General features: G+C 70.8%; 13 protein-coding genes. 2 read left to right on the top strand and 11 right to left on the bottom strand.

All coding sequences use genetic code 11. The features are described from left to right. Positions 1–64 precede the first annotated feature (64 nt). From BKA15_RS06695 to BKA15_RS06680, 4 genes are all read right to left on the bottom strand, one after another. Positions 65–1123 carry a LacI family DNA-binding transcriptional regulator gene (locus BKA15_RS06695; protein WP_179749213.1) on the bottom strand — a complete coding sequence of 353 codons (1059 nt, stop codon included), beginning with the start codon at positions 1121–1123 and terminating at the stop codon, positions 65–67. Between the two features lie 77 nt (positions 1124–1200). Next, a complete protein-coding gene (locus tag BKA15_RS06690; RefSeq protein ID WP_179749211.1) occupies positions 1201–2994 on the bottom strand; it encodes a thiamine pyrophosphate-requiring protein in 1794 nt (597 codons plus the stop codon). 2 nt (positions 2995–2996) lie between these two features. Beyond that, a complete protein-coding gene (locus BKA15_RS06685; protein WP_179749209.1) occupies positions 2997–3860 on the bottom strand; it encodes a glucose 1-dehydrogenase in 864 nt (287 codons plus the stop codon). A 132-nt stretch (positions 3861–3992) separates the two neighbouring features. Further along, on the bottom strand, positions 3993–4613 hold the full coding sequence (locus BKA15_RS06680) for a TetR/AcrR family transcriptional regulator (protein WP_179749207.1): 621 nt from the start codon (positions 4611–4613) through the stop codon (positions 3993–3995). A gap of 92 nt (positions 4614–4705) precedes the next feature. Between BKA15_RS06680 and BKA15_RS06675 the strand changes: the two genes are divergently transcribed. Next, positions 4706–6970, top strand: coding sequence for an MMPL family transporter (locus BKA15_RS06675; RefSeq protein ID WP_179749206.1), 2265 nt, complete (start codon positions 4706–4708; stop codon positions 6968–6970). On the opposite strand, the gene BKA15_RS06670 is transcribed toward BKA15_RS06675, so the two are convergent. Together BKA15_RS06670 and BKA15_RS06665 are read right to left on the bottom strand one after the other, a co-directional pair. Next, positions 6935–7222, bottom strand: a complete 288-nt coding sequence (locus BKA15_RS06670) for an immunity protein CdiI family protein (RefSeq protein WP_179749204.1) — start codon at positions 7220–7222, stop codon at positions 6935–6937. The genes BKA15_RS06675 and BKA15_RS06670 overlap by 36 nt on opposite strands. Before the next feature lie 19 nt (positions 7223–7241). Next, on the bottom strand, positions 7242–7742 hold the full coding sequence (locus BKA15_RS06665) for a helix-turn-helix domain-containing protein (RefSeq protein WP_179749202.1): 501 nt from the start codon (positions 7740–7742) through the stop codon (positions 7242–7244). 59 nt (positions 7743–7801) lie between these two features. Here BKA15_RS06665 and BKA15_RS06660 point away from each other — a divergent pair, with 59 nt between their 5' ends. After that, the gene (locus BKA15_RS06660; RefSeq protein WP_179749200.1) at positions 7802–9112 is read left to right on the top strand and encodes an MFS transporter; all 1311 of its coding nucleotides are present in this window, start codon (positions 7802–7804) and stop codon (positions 9110–9112) included. 1716 nt (positions 9113–10828) lie between these two features. Here the strand turns inward: BKA15_RS06660 and BKA15_RS06655 are convergent. From BKA15_RS06655 to BKA15_RS06635, 5 genes are all read right to left on the bottom strand, one after another. Beyond that, positions 10829–12031, bottom strand: a complete 1203-nt coding sequence (locus tag BKA15_RS06655) for an IS30 family transposase (protein WP_312879673.1) — start codon at positions 12029–12031, stop codon at positions 10829–10831. 853 nt (positions 12032–12884) lie between these two features. After that, positions 12885–13274 (bottom strand): TIGR03618 family F420-dependent PPOX class oxidoreductase, encoded by a 390-nt coding sequence (locus BKA15_RS06650; RefSeq protein WP_246322276.1) that lies wholly within the window; start codon positions 13272–13274, stop codon positions 12885–12887. 9 nt (positions 13275–13283) lie between these two features. After that, the gene (locus tag BKA15_RS06645; RefSeq protein ID WP_179749196.1) at positions 13284–14204 is read right to left on the bottom strand and encodes an NAD-dependent epimerase/dehydratase family protein; all 921 of its coding nucleotides are present in this window, start codon (positions 14202–14204) and stop codon (positions 13284–13286) included. Between the two features lie 20 nt (positions 14205–14224). Next, the gene (locus BKA15_RS06640; protein ID WP_179749193.1) at positions 14225–15532 is read right to left on the bottom strand and encodes an FAD-binding oxidoreductase; all 1308 of its coding nucleotides are present in this window, start codon (positions 15530–15532) and stop codon (positions 14225–14227) included. A 53-nt stretch (positions 15533–15585) separates the two neighbouring features. Continuing rightward, entirely contained in the window at positions 15586–16398 is an 813-nt protein-coding gene (locus BKA15_RS06635) for a helix-turn-helix domain-containing protein (RefSeq protein ID WP_179749191.1), read from the bottom strand. Between the last annotated feature and the right edge of the window lie 9 nt (positions 16399–16407).

Genomic DNA, 16407 nt, shown 5'->3' with positions numbered 1-16407 from the left:
CTTCTGGGATCGTTCCCACGGATTGACCAGTCAACCCGAGCCGTTCCGGCGGTGTCAAGCATGATCAACGAGGAGCCCGGGCGGTGCTGCCGCGCAGCTGCAACTCGGCGCCGAGGACGACCTCCTGGCGTGGTTCGGTCGGCCGGCCGATCCGGTGCACGACCCGGCTCACCGCGGCCTCGCCGAGCGCGATCGCGTTCTGCACCACGGTGCTCACGGCCGGCTGGACCAGGGTCATCCACGGCGCGTCGTCGAAGCCGATCAGCGAGAGGTCCCGCGGCACCCGCAGGCCGGCCTCGTGCACCGCCCGCCAGGCGCCCTCGGCGAGCAGGTTGTTCGCGGCGAAGATCGCGGTCGGCGGTCGCCGGCGCCGGAGCAGGGCCCGGGTGGCCTCGCTCGCCGCCGTGGCGTCCCAGCCCGAGGCGACCACGTCGGCATCGTTCGGCTTCAGTCCGGCCGCCTGCAGGGCACTGCGATACCCCTCGTAGCGGCGGCGGCCGGTGGTCCAGTCGGTCTCGTCGATCAACAGCGCGATGCGCCGGTGGCCGAGCCCGACCAGGTGCGCCGTCGCGGCCTCGGAGGCCCGGAAGTTGTCCACCGCCACGCTGTCCACGCCGGCCCGGCCGAACGACCGGTCCAGTTCCACGGTCGGGATCTCATGATCGACCAGCCACCCGCTGATCCGGGCCGACACCGGGGTCACCACGACGCCGGCGACCCGAAGCTCGAGGAAGGCCTGCGCGGCGGCCAGCTCCTCCTTGGACTGGACCTGGGTGTCGGCCAGCAGCGTGGTGAAGCCCAGTTCCTTGGCCCGCCGCGAGGCCCCGGCCGCGAGCTGGGCGTAGAACACGTTGCTCAGGTCCGACACCAGGACGCCGATCGAGGTGCTGCTGCGGCGCTTCAGTCCGCGGGCCAGGGCGTCCGGGACATAGCCGAGGCTGCGCGCCGCCCGCTGCACCCGGTCCCGTACCTCCGGCGAGACGTAGCCCTGGCCGGACAGCGCGCGCGAGGTGGTGGAACGCGACGCCCCGGCGGCCGCGGCGACGTCGGTGATCGTCGCGCGTCGCCCGCGGCCGCCGGTCCGGCCGGACGTCGGCTCGGGCTCCGAAGCCTCCGTGGCCATGCTCCACCCCTCTGAAGGATCTGACACCGTTCCCACATCGTAGGGCCTGGTCAGCGGATCCGGAGACTCGGCGGCGGTCAGGAGTCGGCGCGGGGGAGGACCTCCTGAAGCTTGGTACGGAATCCCTTGCGCAGAACGCCCCAACGATCTTCGTCGCCCTTGACCAGCGATGCGGCGGTCTGAAGTGCCTGCTCCAGGGTCGTGTGCGGCGGGATCGGCGGGATGTCGGGATCGACGCGGACGTCGAGCAGGGCCGGGCGGTCGGCGGTCAGGGCGCGGTCCCAGGCCGTGCCGAGCGCGTCCGGGTCGTCGACGGCGATCGCTTCGAAGCCGAGGCTCTCTGCGAAGCCCGCGTACGAGAACTCCGGCAGCGTCTGCGATTCGGCGAACTTCGGTGCGCCGCCCATCGCCCGCAACTCCCAGGTGACCTGGTTCAGATCGTTGTTGTGCAGCACGGCGACCACCAGCCGCGGATCCTGCCACTGTTCCCAGTAGTGCTTGATCGTCAGCAGTTCGGCGAGGCCGTTCATCTGCATCGCCCCGTCGCCGACGAAGGCGATCACCGGCCGGTCCGGATGCCCGAACTTCGCCCCGATGGCGTACGGGACGCCGGGGCCCATCGTCGCCAGCGTCCCGGACAGCGAGCCGCGGGTGCTGTCGGTGAAGCGCAGGTGCCGGGCGTACCAGTTCGCGGCGGTGCCCGAATCGGCGGTGATGATCACGTTCTCGGGCAGCCGCGGGTTGAGCTCGGTGAACAGCCGCATCGGGTTGACGGGTTCGGCCGGCACCATCGCCTCGTCCCGCAACACCTCGTGCCAGCGGGTCACGCCCGCCACGATCTCCTCGCGCCAGGACCGGTCGGTCTTGACCTTCAGCAGTGGCAGCAGGGCACGGAGTGTGCCGGCGGCGTCGCCGACCAGATTCACCTCGTACGGGTAGCGCATGCCGATCAGGCCCGGATCGATGTCGATCTGGACGCCCCGCGCCTTCCCGTACTCGGGCAGGAACTGGCTGTACGGGAAGCTCGACCCGACGGTCAGCAGGGTGTCGCAGCCCTGCATCAACTCGTAGCTCGGCCGGGTGCCCAGCAGGCCGATCGAGCCAGTCACGTACGGCAACTCGTCGGACAGGACATCCTTGCCCAGCAAGGCTTTCGCGACTCCGGCCCCGAGTACGTCGGCCACCTGCCGGAGCTCCGCCCTGGCCCCCCGCGCGCCGCTGCCGGCCAGGATCGCGACCCGGTCGCCGGCGTTCAGGACCTCGGCGGCTCGGCGTACCGCGTCGTCGTCGGGCTGTGTCGCCGGCCAGTCGACGCCGAGGCTGGACGGCACCATCTTGAACGCGTGCGAGGGCGCGGTGTACTCGAGCTCCTGGACGTCGCCGGGAATGATCACCGCCGTCGGTGCCCGCCGGCTCAACGCGACCCGGATCGCCCGGTCCAGCACGTTCGGCAGCTGCTCCGGGACCATGATCATCTGCTGGTAGTCGCTGGCCACGTCCTTGAACAGGCTGATCAGGTCGGTCTCCTGCTGATAGGCGCCGCCCATCGCCGACCGCGCGGTCTGGCCGACGATCGCGACCACCGGGACATGATCGAGTTTGGCGTCGTAAAGGCCGTTCAGCAGGTGGATCGCGCCGGGCCCGGAGGTGGCCGCACAGACGCCGACCCGGCCGGTGAACTTCGCATAGCCGACCGCCTGGAACGCACTCATCTCCTCGTGCCGGGACTGCACGAACCGGGGCCGGTTGTCGGCCCGGCCCCAGGCGGCCAGGATCCCGTTGATGCCGTCGCCGGGATAGCCGAACACGGTCTCGACGCCCCAGTCGCGCAGCCGGGCCAGCAGGAAATCGCCGACGGTCTGCTTCGCCATGATCAGAACACCGGCTTGCCGCCGGTGACGCCGAGGACCGTGCCGGAGACGTAGCTCGCGTCCTTCGGCGAGGCCAGGAAGACGAAGGCCGGCGCTACCTCGGCCGGCTGACCGGCCCGGCCGAGCGGCGTGTTGGCGCCGAAGCTCTCGACCTTCTCCGGCGCCTGGGTGGCCGGTTGCAGCGGGGTCCAGATCGGGCCGGGTGCCACCGCGTTGACCCGGATCCCGTGCGGGCCGAGCTCGGCAGCCAGGTTGACCGTCGCGTTGTTGATCGCGGCCTTGGTCGCCGCGTAGTCGACCAGGGTCGTCGACGGCTCGTACGCCTGGATCGAGGAGTTGTTGATCACGCAACCGCGGTGCCGCTTGAGCTCCGGTACGGCGGCCCGGGTGACCCAGAACAGCGCGTACAGGTTGGTCTTGATCACGCGGTCGAGCCGCTCGTCGTCGACCGCCTCGATGCCCTCGCCGCTCCTGGCCTGCTGGTAGCCCGCGTTGTTGACCAGGATGTCCAGTTTGCCGAGCCGTTCGACGGCGACGCCGACGGCGTGGTCGCAGGTGGTGCGGTCCCTCAGGTCGGCCACGATCGGCACCGCGCGCCGGCCGGTGGACGTGATCAACTCAGTGGTCGCCTCGGCGTCGGTCTGCTCCTCCGGCAGATAGGTGAATGCGACGTCGGCGCCCTCGCGGGCGAAGGCGAGCGCGACCGCCCGGCCGATGCCGGAGTCGCCGCCGGTGATCAACGCCGAACACCCGGCGAGCCGGTCGTGGCCGACGTAACTCTCCTCGCCGTGGTCCGGGCGGGGCTCCATCGGCTCGGTCAGCCCCGGCGGGTCCTGTTGCTGTGGTGGAAATTGCTGATTCGCCATGTCGTCACCTCTCCGGCATGCGTTACCCCAGCGAGCAGGTGGTAAACACCGGCCGGGTCAGGACTGGACCGTCGGCCATGATCAACTTCGGACCGGAGCGGGCAGCGACGATTCGTGACCGGCCGCTGCGTCTCAGCCGGCGGCGAGCACCTCGGTCAGATAGCCGCGCAGCACCGTCTTGAACTCGGCGATCACCTGCTCGCGCTCGTCGTCGCCCGCGGACACCGCCAGCGGCACGAACGTCGCGAAGAGCCGGAGCACGGTCGTCGCGTACCGCCGCCGGGCCGCCTCGTCGAGCTCGGGACGCTGGCGGCCGATCACCTCGGCGACCCGGCCGGCGACCGCCGCCTGCACCCGGCGGGCCGGGGCGATGATGTGCTCCGGTAGCTCGGACCGCCCGATCAGGTCCTTCATGCCGGGATTGGCGACGTTCATCGCGATGATCGGATCGACGATCCGGTCGACCAGGTCGGCCGGTCCGAGCGCGTCGAGATCGCCCGACGTGGCGTCGCGATGGGCCTGCTCCAGCTGCGGGATGTAGCGGTCGGCCAGCGCCTGCGCGATGTCCTCCTTGCTGGAGAAGAACTGGTACAGGGTGCCGGGGGAGACGCCGGCTCGGGCGGCGATCTTGTTGGTGGTGGCGCTGTCGTACCCGATCTCGGCGAACAGCCCCGCGGCGGCGTCGAGGAGCTGCTCCATCCGGCGCACGCCGCGCTCCTGACGCCGGCGCTCCGGGCGCGCTCCGTCGGGCATTCCTCGACCTCCCTCTAGAAAATGCGAGTAATTGCTCGTATTCTGCAATGCGAGCACTTGCTCATGTTACGTCTCGATGCCCCGGAGGAACCATGGCAACGCCGACCCGCACGTCCCCCGATCGACCTGGCGCCCTGACTCGCTGGGCCGGTCTGGTCGCCGGGCATGCTCGCCTCACGCTCGCGGCGGCGGTCGCCGCGACGGTCCTGCTCGGCGTCGCCGCCGCCGGCGCGCTGGGCGCGCTGACGCTATCCCTGTGGGAGGCGCCGGGGACCGAGTCGGTCCGGGCCCAGGAGGTCCTGGTCGGGGAGTTCGACACGAACAGCGCGAACCTGGTGCTGCTGGTGACGGCCCGCGACGGCACGGTCGACGATCCGGGCGTGTCCCGGGCCGCGACCGACGTCGCCGCCGAACTCGGCGCCGTGCCGGGGATCCGGGACGTCTGGTCGTACTGGTCCACCGGAGGGGATCCGACCTTGCGCAGCGAGGACGGCGGGCGGGCCGTGATCTTGGCCTGGCTGGACGGCGACCCGACCGAGACGCGGCAACGACTGAGCGAGACGATCATCCCCGGCTTCACCCGAGAGCTTCCCGCGATCGGCGTCGAGGTGGCCGGCGGCGAGGCGATCTCGGCCCAGATTGGTGATCAGGCCAGGGCGGACTTCCTGCGCGCCGAGCTGATCATCGTGCCGCTGCTGCTGGTGCTGCTGATCATCGTCTTCCGCCGGGTGGTGCCGGCGCTGGCGACGCTGGCCGTCGGCCTGTTCTCGATCATCGGCACGCTGGCCGCGCTGCGCGGGCTGGCCATGATCACCGAGGTGTCCACGTTCGCGGCGAACATCACACTCGTGATGGGGCTGGCGCTCGGGGTCGACTACAGCCTGTTCCTGATCGCCCGGTTCCGCGAGGAACTCGCCGCCGGAGCGGAGATTCGGACCGCGGTGATCGACACCGTACGGTCCGCCGGCCGCACGGTGCTGTTCAGCGGACTGACTGTCGCCGCCTCGGTCGCGGTGCTGATGCTGTTCCCGTACGCCTTCCTGCGCTCGTTCGGCTATGCCGGCGTGCTGGTGGTCGCCAGCGCGCTGGTCGGCACTCTGGTCATCCTGCCGGCGACCATGATCATCTTTGGCCCGCGGTTCGCCCGCCGCGGCGGCCGGAGCGCGCCGGTGGAGCGCGGGTTCTGGTATCGGACCGGGGAGCGGGTGATGCAACGCCCGATCAGGTACGGGCTCGCCGCGCTGGCCCTGGTCGGCCTGCTGGCGGCACCCGCGCTCGGCTTCCGGCCCGGTCCTCCGGACGACCGGATCCTGTCCGCCGATGTCTCGTCGGCCCGCGCCGCGTACGACACGATGCGGGCCGAGTTCGTCGCCGAACCGCAGGACGCCCTGGCCGTGGTGCTGCCGGCCCTGCCCGAGTCGCCGGACCGGGATGCGGCGATCGACGGCTATGCCCGGGACCTGTCCCGGGTCGACGGCATCGTGCGGGTCAACGCGGTCACCGGCAGCTACATCGGTGGTGAGCGGATCGCCGGTCCGGCGGCGGACTCCGGGCGCTATGCGAGCGCCGGCTCGGCCTGGATCGCGGCGATCCCCGCCCAGGCGGCGCTGGAGCGTTCGTCGTCGGACCTGGTCGCGGCGGTGCGTGCCGTACCGGCGCCGGCATCGGTGCTGGTCGGCGGTTTCCCGGCCGAGCTCGTGGACTTCGAGACCGTACTGGCGCAATGGGTGCCGCCGCTCGCCGCCTTGATCATCGCCGTCACCTTCGTGATCTTGTTCCTGATGTCGGGCAGCCTGCTGATCCCGGTCAAGGCGACGGTGCTCAACCTGCTCAGCCTGGCCGTGATGGCCGGCGTGATCGTGGTCGGGTTCCAGGACGGAGCGCTGGCCGGGCTGCTCGGCTTCACACCGACCGGCGACGTCAACCTGACCTTCCCGATCTTGATGTTCTGCATCGTCTACGGCCTGTCGATGGACTACGAGGTGTTCCTGATCGCCCGGATCCGGGAGGAGTACGAGCGCACCGGTGACACCCGGCGGTCCGTCCTGGTCGGCCTGCAGCGCAGCGGGCCCCTGGTCAGCACCGCCGCCGCGATCCTCGCCCTGACCTTCCTGCTCTACGCCACCGCCGAGGTCAGCTACCTGCAGCTGATCGGCGTCGGCACCGCGGTCGCGATCATCGTCGACGCCACCCTGCTCCGCGCGGTCCTGCTGCCCGCCTCGATGCGGCTGGCCGGCCGGGCCAACTGGTGGCTGCCGCGGTTCCTGCGCCCCGTCCACGCCCGGTTCGGCCTCGACGAGTCCGTACCCGAGAAGAGGGGATCAGCCGCGATAGTGCACCCGGAACTCCGGCCCTAGTTCGCGGGCCAGCCGATCGGCGAGCCCGCGGCCGGCCCTGATCCAGCGCTGCTCCTGATCATGGTCGGGCCACGCGTAGTCCGTGGCGGCAAGCCCGTCGAACTCGGCCGCCCACGCACGCAAGTCGGCCTTCAACCGATCCGAGGCGGGCAGCCCGTCCAGGTCCAGCATCGGCCCCGGCCGGCCCTGCTCGTCCGCAGCCCAGACGGGGTCGGCGTGGTAGTCCGCCATCACCACGATTCCGGTCACCATGATCCGACCCTTCTGCGGCTCAGCGGGGAGCGGGCGGGTTGCGGTCGGGGTGCAGCGCGGCGAACAGCGAATAGGTGTCGCCGTCGGGGTCCGGGCCGCGTTCCTTGAACTCGTTCACCAGCGCATACAGGCGTTCCTGGAATTCGATCTTGTGCTCGGCGTTGAGCTTGAGGCCGAGCCAGGTGACGTCGAGCTCGTCGGGCGGGACGCCGTCGATCTGCTGCAGGAACGTCTCGACGAGGACGTAGGAGCCGTTCGGGATCGGTGTCCGCCAGGACAGCCCGGTCGCCCGGTAGGGGACCTCGCGGGCTCCCTGGTTGCCGGCGCGCTCCGGCTCGGCCACCAGATAGCCGGTGCTGACGAGGGAACGGACGTGGTGCAGCATCGTGCCGGGATTGACGTCGAGGAGTTCGGCGAGTTCCTTGTTGGTACGGGATTCGAAGGCGCACAGGCGCAGCACGCGCAACCGCACCGGCGAGCTGAGCGCCCGGATCCGTGCCTCCTCCTCGGCCACCGCCATGCCGGCAGCCTACAAGGACTGATTGACAAGTCTCAATCGGTCCTTGCAGACTGATTGGCATGTCTCAATCACTGCCGCGGTCCGGCGCGACCGAGGGTGATGCGATTCCGGCGGAGGGTGGCGACGGATCGCTGTGGCGGGATCGCAACTTCCTGACGCTGTGGGGCGGCCAGGCGTTCGCCCAGTTCGGCGCGCAGATCTCCGAGCTCGCGATTCCGGTCCTCGCCGTGCTGCTGCTCGGCGCGGGTGCGTTCGAGGTCGGCGTACTGAATGCCGCGAACGTCGCCGCGTTCCTGGTCGTCGGGCTGCCGGCGGGGGTGTGGATCGACCGGCTGCGCAAGCGTCAGGTCATGATCATCGCCGATCTGGTTCGCGTGGTCGCCCTGGCCTGCGTACCGCTGCTCTGGCTGGCCGGCCTGCTCCAGCTCTGGCAGTTGATCATCGTGGCCGGCATCGTCGGAGTCGCGTCGGTGTTCTTCGACGTGTCGTACCAGAGCATCGTCCCGGCCCTGGTCAGGCCGCGGCAGATCGCCGAGGCGAACGGCAAGCTGCAGGCGACGTACGAACTCGCGAACATCGCCGGGCCCGGTGTCGGCGGCTGGCTGATCGGGTTGATCACGGCGCCGCTCGCCATGATCGCCACCGCCGGCACCTACCTGGTGTCGGTGCTCGCGTTGAGCCTTACTCATGATCACGAGGAGCGGCGCCCGCGTGATGATCATGGCCCGATCCTGCGCGAGATCGGGGAGGGACTGCGGTTCGTGTTCAGCGAGCCGCTGCTGCGCCGCATCGTCGGCACCACCGGCGTGTCCAACTTCTTCAACACGATCTCGGTGACGCTGCTGCCGCTGCTTCTCCTTCGAGAGTTGGGTTTCACGCCGCAGGCGATGGGCATCGTGTTCTCCCTCGGATCGGTCGGCGGGCTGCTCGGTGCCGTGGTGACCCCTCGGATCGTCCGGCTGATCGGGGAGGCGAGGGCGATCCCGGTCAGTGCGATCGGCTTCAGTGTGATCGGCCTGCTGGTGCCGCTCGCCGCGTTGGTGCCGGCGGTCGCGTTCCCGTTGCTCGTGGCGCAGTTCTTCGTCGGCACCTTCACCGCCCTGCTCTACAACATCACCCAGGTGACGTTCCGGCAGCGGATCACGCCGGCCCGGCTGCTCGGCCGGATGAACGCCTCGGTCCGCTTCGTCGTCTGGGGCGTGATGCCACTCGCCGCCCTGCTGGCCGGGGCGCTCGGCGCCACGCTGGGCGTGGTACCGACCCTATGGATCGCCGCCACTGGTCAGCTCGGCGCAGCCGCCTTCGTCGTCACCGGACGGTTCTGGACGATGCGCGAGCTGCCCGACCTGCACACGGGCGCGGAGGAATGACCCGACTTGTCGATCACAGACGGGGCGTCGCGCCGGCGGAATCCGCGCAGAGTCACGGGTGCGCTCGAATCGATAGCGGAAGTGCTCGGACTGGCTGCCGTGCAGGCCGGCGGGTCCTGACCGTCGAGCAGGTCCGGCCCGCGCGCGGTCCGTGGCCACCGGACAGTGGAGTCGGATCAGGCCTGAACTGGTCCTGGCCCCCGGTCGAGGCCCGAGTCCCATCGACCCTGCCCCAGCCGACCCCGACCCGACCGCAGGCTGAGTGGGGCATATCCGGCCGGGTGTTCGCGGCTGGAGGTCACCCACAGACCGGGTGTCACGTCGGCCCCATCGACTCCGGCCCAGCCGACCTCGGTCCCGCCGACCCCGGCCCGACCATGCTGAGTGGGGCATATTCCGCCGGGTGTTCGCGGCTGGAGGTCACCCACAGACCGGGTGTCGCGTCGGCCCATCGGCGCTGGCCCAGGGCTCGGTTCCATCGATCCGGCCCAGCCGCCTGGCATCACGACCCGACCCGCAGGCTGAGTGGGGCATGTCCGGCCGGGTGTTCGCGGCTGGATGTCACCCACAGACCGGGCGTCGCGTCGGCCTCATCGACTCTGGCCCAGCCGACCTCGGTCCCGCCGACCCCGACCCGACCATGCTGAGTGGGGCATATCCGGCCGGGTCTTCGCGGCTGGAGGTCACCCACAGACTGGGGGCCGCGTCGGCCCATCGGCGCTGGCCAGGGGCCGGGCCTCACCGACCCCGGCCCAGCCGTCTGGCATCACGGCCCGACCCGCAGGTTGAGTGGGGCATGTCCGGCCGGGTGTTCGCGGCTGGAGGTCACCCACAGACTGGGGGTCGCGTCGGCCCATCGGCGCTGGCCCGGGGCCGGGCCTCACCGACCCCGGCCGACCCGTCTGGCATCACGGCCCGACCCGCAGGTTGAGTGGGGCATGTCCGGCCGGGTGTTCGCGGCTGGAGGTCACCCACAGACTGGGGGTCGCGTCGGCCCATCGGCGCTGGTCCAGGGTCCGGCCCTACCGATCCCGGCCCAGCCGTCTGGCATCACGGCCCGACCCGCAGGTTGAGTGGGGCATGTCCGGCCGGGTGTTCGCGGCTGGAGGTCACCCACAGACTGGGGGTCGCGTCGGCCCATCGGCGCTGGCCCAGGGCCCGGCCCTACCGATCCCGGGCCAGCCGTCCCGCATCACGACCTCACCCGATCGCCCGGCCCGACCCGCAGGCTGAGTGGGGCAAATCCGGCCGGGTGTTCGCGGCCGGAAGTCACATCCCACAGACCGGGGTCGCGTCGACCGTGTCCGTGCAGAGTCACGGGTGAACCGCCCGAACCGATAGCGGATGTGCTCGGGCTGGCTGCCGGGCAGGCGGGCGCCCTGACTGCCGAGCGCCTTGACCCGCTTCGGCCGGCGCCTGGCGCGGCTCGTGGCCGCGGACAGTGGAGCCGGATCGGGCCTGGAACTGGTCCCGGCCCCCGGTCGAGGCCCGAGTCCCATCGACTCTGGCCCAGCCGACCCCGGTCCCACCGACCCCCGGCCCGACCATGCTGAGTGGGGCAAATCCGGCCGGGTGTTCGCGGCTGAAGGTCACCCACAGACCGGGGTGTCGCGTCGGACCCACCGAACCCGGCCCAGCCGTCTGGTATCACGGCCCGACCGCTGGCTGCGGCGAGTGGCACGATTTTGCATTCTGCTGCCATGGGGAACGGCGGATTCAAGCTGCTTTCGCAACAGTGATTAGTTGAGCAAGCTTCTCAGCGGGGGTCTGGTAGTTCAAGATCTTGCGGGGGCGGGTGTTGAGGAGGTGTTCGGCTTCGGCGACTTGCTCGTCGGTGATCTTGGTGAAGTCGGTGCCTTTGGGGAAGAACTCTCGGAGCAGGCCGTTGCCGTTCTCGTTGGTCGGGCGTTGCCAGGGCGAGTGGGGATCGCAGAAGAACACGGGGCAACCGGTCGCGATGGTGAACCGGGCGTGGTCGGCCATCTCCACGCCTTGGTCCCAGGTCAGGGACCGCCACAACGCTGCCGGGAGCCGGGCGGCCATCTCGGTGAGCCGGTCGGTCACGGTCGCGGCGTCATGGACGGTGATCCGGCTGATCAGGCAGAACCGGGTGGTGCGTTCGAACAGGGTGATCAGCGCCGAGCGTTGGTTACCGCCGCCGATGATCAGGTCGCCTTCCCAGTGACCGGGCACGGCCCGATCCTCGGCCTCGGCCGGGCGGGCGGTGATGGTGGCGGTGCCGATCCAGGACCGGTTCGACCGTGGTCCGAGTTTGGACCGTGGCCGGCGGCTGGTCCGGCCCGACCGCAGCGCTTTCTCCACGGCCAGTTCGTGGCGTAGCGCCCCGGCGCCCTGCACGTAGAGGGCCTGGTAGATCGTTTCGTGGCTCACCTGCATAGCGTCACGCCCGGCGAAGTCCAGGGCCAGCCTGCCGGCGATCTGCTCGGGTGACTGCTTGGCATTCAGCCGGGCGATCAACTCGTCCCACAACTCGGTCCCGGGCCTGATCTTGACCCGGTCCGACTTCGGCCGACGACGCCGCTCGTCGGCCAGCCGCTGGGCGATCTTGGGCCGGTAACGACCGTCCACGCTGCCGGCCTCGATCTCACGCTTCACCGTGGACCGGTGCACCCCCAACGCCCGGGCGATCGCGGCAGGCCGCCACTGGTCCCGGAGCCGGACCGCGATCACCACCCGCCCGGCCAGCGTCAACCGGCCGTTCTCAGCCAGATAGTCCCCCTCCGGCAGCACCCGCGGAGGCCGCGCCCGCGGTGACCGCCGAAACGCACTGACCCCAGCGATCCCGCCGATCCGGCCCGGCTGCAACTCCATACCGGCCAGATTGGCCCACCGCACCACGCTCCGATAGGAAATCCCGACCCGGCGCGCCGCACCACGACACGACTCACCCGCCGCCACCAACGCCAACACCCGCGCCCGCACTCCAGCATCGACCGCCACAACAACCTCCCAAGACCGTTGTTGCGACGACCGTCTGAGCCCGCCAACCGATTTCTCGGCCGTAGGGCCGCAGCAAATGCAATTCTGTGCCACAGCCCCGCTGAGCAACAGCAACCTGCGCGGCCGTGCCACGCCCCATTCACTGGGCGGACGCCTTGACCTCCATTCGGGCCGGATTCGCCGGTCAGGACGTCCGCTCGACGACGTCACCGCACCAACAAGATCTTCCGCGAGGTCGCACGACTGCGCCGAATCCGCAACAGGTTCCGTTCGCGGCCGGAAGCCCCCACAGATCGGTGCCGCCCCGGCTGCACCCCCCGCCTCCATCGACCTCACCCATTCCCACCTCGGCCCGGGCCCGCTGACCGAGTGGGCACATCCGGCCGGGTGTAGAGCCTGTGGCGGAATGGGGCGTGAGGGCGGTGGCGGTTCCGGGGGATGCCCGGAGCGACCCGGCGGACGATCCGGCAGGCCAGACCGCAAGATCTTTTGCCGTGCGCGATCCGGCCGCACCGAGCGGAAAGGGCCTCTGCGCGAAGCCGGAAGCGCGGTCAAAGCGCTCGCTGGCGGCAGGAACCGGGCTGCCGGACCGGGACCGCCAGATCTTCGGTGTGACCCCCGCCGCCCGACATTCTGGACCCGCTCAGGCAGGGCTGTTCAGCCCGAGATCGGCCAGCCGGGCCCGCACACAGGTTCCGGTCCCGGCCAGTGGCACAAACCGGAGCACTTCGCCACGCGGATCTGCTACAGCCCCACGGACCAGGGGGCACATCACATCCCCGGGATCGCCGGGGTCCGCTTGGGCAAGGAGCTACCGCACTCCGACGATCTGCTGCTCGGGTTCGATGATCATCACGATCCGGTCCTGGTCTCGGGGATAGGGCTCGCCGAGGTAGGTCACGGCGATCCGGTCGATGATCTCCCAGCGCGATTCGTCCTCGACCCAGGCGACCACCCGGCCGCGGACGATCACCGGCTGGAACGGTCCGTCGGCGGGCGCGACCGACAGGGCGACGCGAGGATCCCGCCGCAGGTTGCGGGCCTTGCGCGAGCCCGGACCGGTGAAGACCGCGATCCGATCGCCCTCGATGCCGGCGAAGACCGGCACGACGTGCGGCGAGCCGTCGGGCAGAACTGTGGCCAGGTGGGCGATCGAGGCGCCGGCAAGGGCGCGGTGAACGTCGGGATCCAACATGATCATGCTCCTGGTTCAGCGGGGATGGTCGGCGCGCCAGGCGACATAGTCGGCAACGGCCGCGGGCAGGTCGAACGCCGGCGTGAAGCCGGTGTCCTCGGTGAGCCTGGTGATGTCGAGGTACGGGTCGTCGCCGGCACCGCCTCGGCGGCCGGGCAGCAGCTCGAGCTGCGCCTCCGGCAGGATCGCCCGCAGCGCGTCGGCGACCTCACGGTTGGTCGCCCGGCGACCACTGGAGACGTTGTAGCTGTCGTGCCGCAAGGTCTCGGTCGCGATCAAGGACGCGATCGCCCGGCCGGCATCCGGGGCATAGCAGCAGTCGAAGCCGTCGTCGGCGTACAGGGCGGCGGGTTGATCACCGCGGAGCACGGCGCTGACGTACGGGGGAAGGTGGAAGAACGGCGACTCCGGATCCACCAGCGGACCCCAGATGGTGCCGATGCGCATGATCACCGGCTGGACTCCGCTGCCCTGCAAGGCATGCGTGGTGAGCGGTTCGACCGCCTTCTTGAAGGCGATGATCAAGTGCGGCAGGTCGGCGCTCGGCAGCGCGAGGTCTTCCCGCCAGGGGATCTCCGGGCGACCGAGGTAGACCCCGAGGCTGCTCGCGACGGCGAACCGGCGCACCTGCCAGGCACGGGCGGCGTCCAGCGCGTTGAGCAGACCGGTCAGGTCGGTGCGGAAGAAGGAGACCGGGTCGGCGCCGGGAACGGAGCCGGCGAGATGCACGATGTCGGTGATCGAATGCCGTTCGGCGAGACCGAGGAACGCGTCGCGGTCCGTCACGTCGAGCGTCTCCACGATCACTCGATCGGCCAGGAAGGACGGCACCTCGATCCTCCGGTACGCCGTCACGACCACCTGCTGTCCGCTGTCGATCAACGCCTTCGCCGTGTGGGCGCCGATCATGCCGAGACCACCGGTCACCAAGATCATCGAGACTCCTTCACTGTTGATCAACTCCGCCGCGGGACATCGAAGAACCCGTCCGGGTCGTAGGCCCGCTTGATCGCGGCCAGCCTGGTCCGGTTCTCCGCGTGATAGGCCGCCGGCGCGTCCGCGAGCACCGGATCGGGAAAGTTGGGATAGACCCGGCCGGAGCCGCCCCGGTGCGCCGTGGCCCACGACTGGTCCACCCAGCCATCGGAGGGGTCGCCGATGTGTTCGAGCAGAAACCGCTCGGCGCGATGCGCGAACGCCGTCGCCGCGGCGGGGACCCGGTTGTAGGTACCACCCATCGCCGTGAAGGTGAGCTGCCGGCGCCCGGCGGCACGCTGCTCACCGAACCCTTCCAGCAGTTCCCCGAGCAATCGCGGCGGCAGGCTGCGACGAAAGAACTCCGACCTGATCCGCAGCACCCGCTCGGGCACGTCCCGCGGATCGGTCAGGGTGCTCTTCAATCGCTGGTACGCCAGCCCGCCGCGCAACCGAACCACCGCCGACGGCATCCCGGCCGGCGCGAGCAGGTCCCGGAGCAGCGTCCGCGTCGCCGCCTCGTCGAGAGCCGCGGCTCCCACCAACGTGATGCCGACCGGACGACCCGGATCGGACACCAGGGTGAGGTTCACCGTGAGCTCGTCCGGCGCGTCGGGCGCCCAGTCCTGCCAGGCCGCGACCAGCGCGGTCGGGTCGACGCCGGACCAGGTCCCCTCGATCCGGGTCATCACCGGCTCGGGCACCGTCTCGTACCGCAGCGTGGTGACGACGCCGAACTGCCCGCCGCCGGCACCGCGCAACGCCCAGAAGAGGTCGGGCTCGCAATCCGGGTCGCAGTCCACGACGCTGCCGTCGGCGAGCACCACCCGGGCGCCGACCAGGCGGTCGCTGGTCAGCCCGTACCGGCGGCCGAGCAGCCCGATTCCGCCGCCGAGGGTCAGCCCAGCGATGCCGACGGTCGGCCCACACCCCGCCGGCAGGGTCCGGCCGGACTCGTGCAGCGCGGCATAGACCCGGCCGAGCCTGGCACCCGCCCCGACGCCGGCGATCCCGCGCCGGACCGAGACCTCGTCGAGCCCGGACAGGTCGAGCAGCACGCCATCGGTCGACGACCGGCCGGCGAAGCAGTGGCCGCCGCTGCGGATGGCGAACCGTTCTCCCGTTCCGCGCGCGTACGAGAGCGTACGGACGACATCCGACATCGACCGGCACTGCGCCACCAGCCTCGGCCGCACCCCGCGATAGGCGGGATGGGCCGGCCGGCGAGCGGCGTCGTAGCCGGGCGAGTCCGGGGAGAACACCGCGCCGTCGAGGGAGAGACCGGGCACGAGTCGAAGCTACGGCCGGGCCGACTCCCTGAGCTTGAACAAATCGCGCAGACTCAGGTCGGCCGGGCGGCCAGGAACGGGCCGTAGGACGCCGCGTGATCATGCCCGCAGGCGCACCGGTCGAGGTCGCCGCCGAGCAGCTGCCGCGGAGTGAGCCCGGTCAGCCGGAGGCACTCCCGGCTCAGGTGCGCCTGGTCGGCGTACCCGGCGTCGATCGCGAGCCCGGCCGTTCCGTCGGCGCCGCGCCGACCGGACGCGCTGGCACCGGCCTGGGCCAGCGCCAGGAAACCCTGGAATCGCAACGTCCGCTGCAAGACCTTGGGACTCATCCCGACCGCCTGCAGACACCGGCGGCGCAGCTGGCTGGCGGACAGCGCGAGCCGGCCGGCCAGCGCGTCGACGTTGATCGTCTGCCACGGCATCAGCGCCCGTACCGCCGCGCCGATCAAAGGGTCGACCCGGGACTGCCGGTAGCGCGCGAGCAGCCGGGCCTGGACCTCCCGGAGCGCCTGCTCGGGAGTCGCGGCCCGGGCCACCGCCTCGGACCAGCGATCGGCCTCGCCCCACAGCTCGGCCAGCCGGATCCGCTGGTCGACCAGCTCGTCGAGCATGGCCGGCAACACCGGTGCGGCGCCCGGGTGGAACCTGACCCCGATCAGCGTGGTCCGGGCCGGGATGATCTCGATCGAGGGACCCGTCAGCGGCCCGGCCAGCACCGGCGTACCGCCGACCGGCAGGTGCAGCTCGGCCCCGCCGGTGGGCAGGTGTCGTTGCACGTACGCGGCCTCGCCGGTGCGCTGGATCCAGACGGTCCGCACCATGCCGGACAGCTCCGGCACCGGCGGACGCTCGACGTACGACTCCATCGGGATCAT

Origin of the sequence: Microlunatus parietis, assembly GCF_013407955.1 — a bacterium.
Classification (GTDB): Bacteria; Actinomycetota; Actinomycetes; order Propionibacteriales; family Propionibacteriaceae; genus Microlunatus; species Microlunatus parietis.
Note: the sequence above shows the minus strand (reverse complement) of the source record. Positions and strands in the feature narration are given on the sequence as shown.

Excerpts from the sequence above, each read along its gene's own strand:
- BKA15_RS06695 (WP_179749213.1), bottom strand. The coding sequence starts at position 1,123 with ATGGCCACGGAGGCTTCGGAGCCCGAGCCGACGTCCGGCCGGACCGGC.
- BKA15_RS06690 (WP_179749211.1), bottom strand. The coding sequence starts at position 2,994 with ATGGCGAAGCAGACCGTCGGCGATTTCCTGCTGGCCCGGCTGCGCGAC.
- BKA15_RS06685 (WP_179749209.1), bottom strand. The coding sequence starts at position 3,860 with ATGGCGAATCAGCAATTTCCACCACAGCAACAGGACCCGCCGGGGCTG.
- BKA15_RS06680 (WP_179749207.1), bottom strand. The coding sequence starts at position 4,613 with ATGCCCGACGGAGCGCGCCCGGAGCGCCGGCGTCAGGAGCGCGGCGTG.
- BKA15_RS06675 (WP_179749206.1), top strand. The coding sequence starts at position 4,706 with ATGGCAACGCCGACCCGCACGTCCCCCGATCGACCTGGCGCCCTGACT.
- BKA15_RS06670 (WP_179749204.1), bottom strand. The coding sequence starts at position 7,222 with ATGGTGACCGGAATCGTGGTGATGGCGGACTACCACGCCGACCCCGTC.
- BKA15_RS06665 (WP_179749202.1), bottom strand. The coding sequence starts at position 7,742 with ATGGCGGTGGCCGAGGAGGAGGCACGGATCCGGGCGCTCAGCTCGCCG.
- BKA15_RS06660 (WP_179749200.1), top strand. The coding sequence starts at position 7,802 with ATGTCTCAATCACTGCCGCGGTCCGGCGCGACCGAGGGTGATGCGATT.
- BKA15_RS06650 (WP_246322276.1), bottom strand. The coding sequence starts at position 13,274 with ATGATCATGTTGGATCCCGACGTTCACCGCGCCCTTGCCGGCGCCTCG.
- BKA15_RS06645 (WP_179749196.1), bottom strand. The coding sequence starts at position 14,204 with ATGATCTTGGTGACCGGTGGTCTCGGCATGATCGGCGCCCACACGGCG.
- BKA15_RS06635 (WP_179749191.1), bottom strand. The coding sequence starts at position 16,398 with ATGGAGTCGTACGTCGAGCGTCCGCCGGTGCCGGAGCTGTCCGGCATG.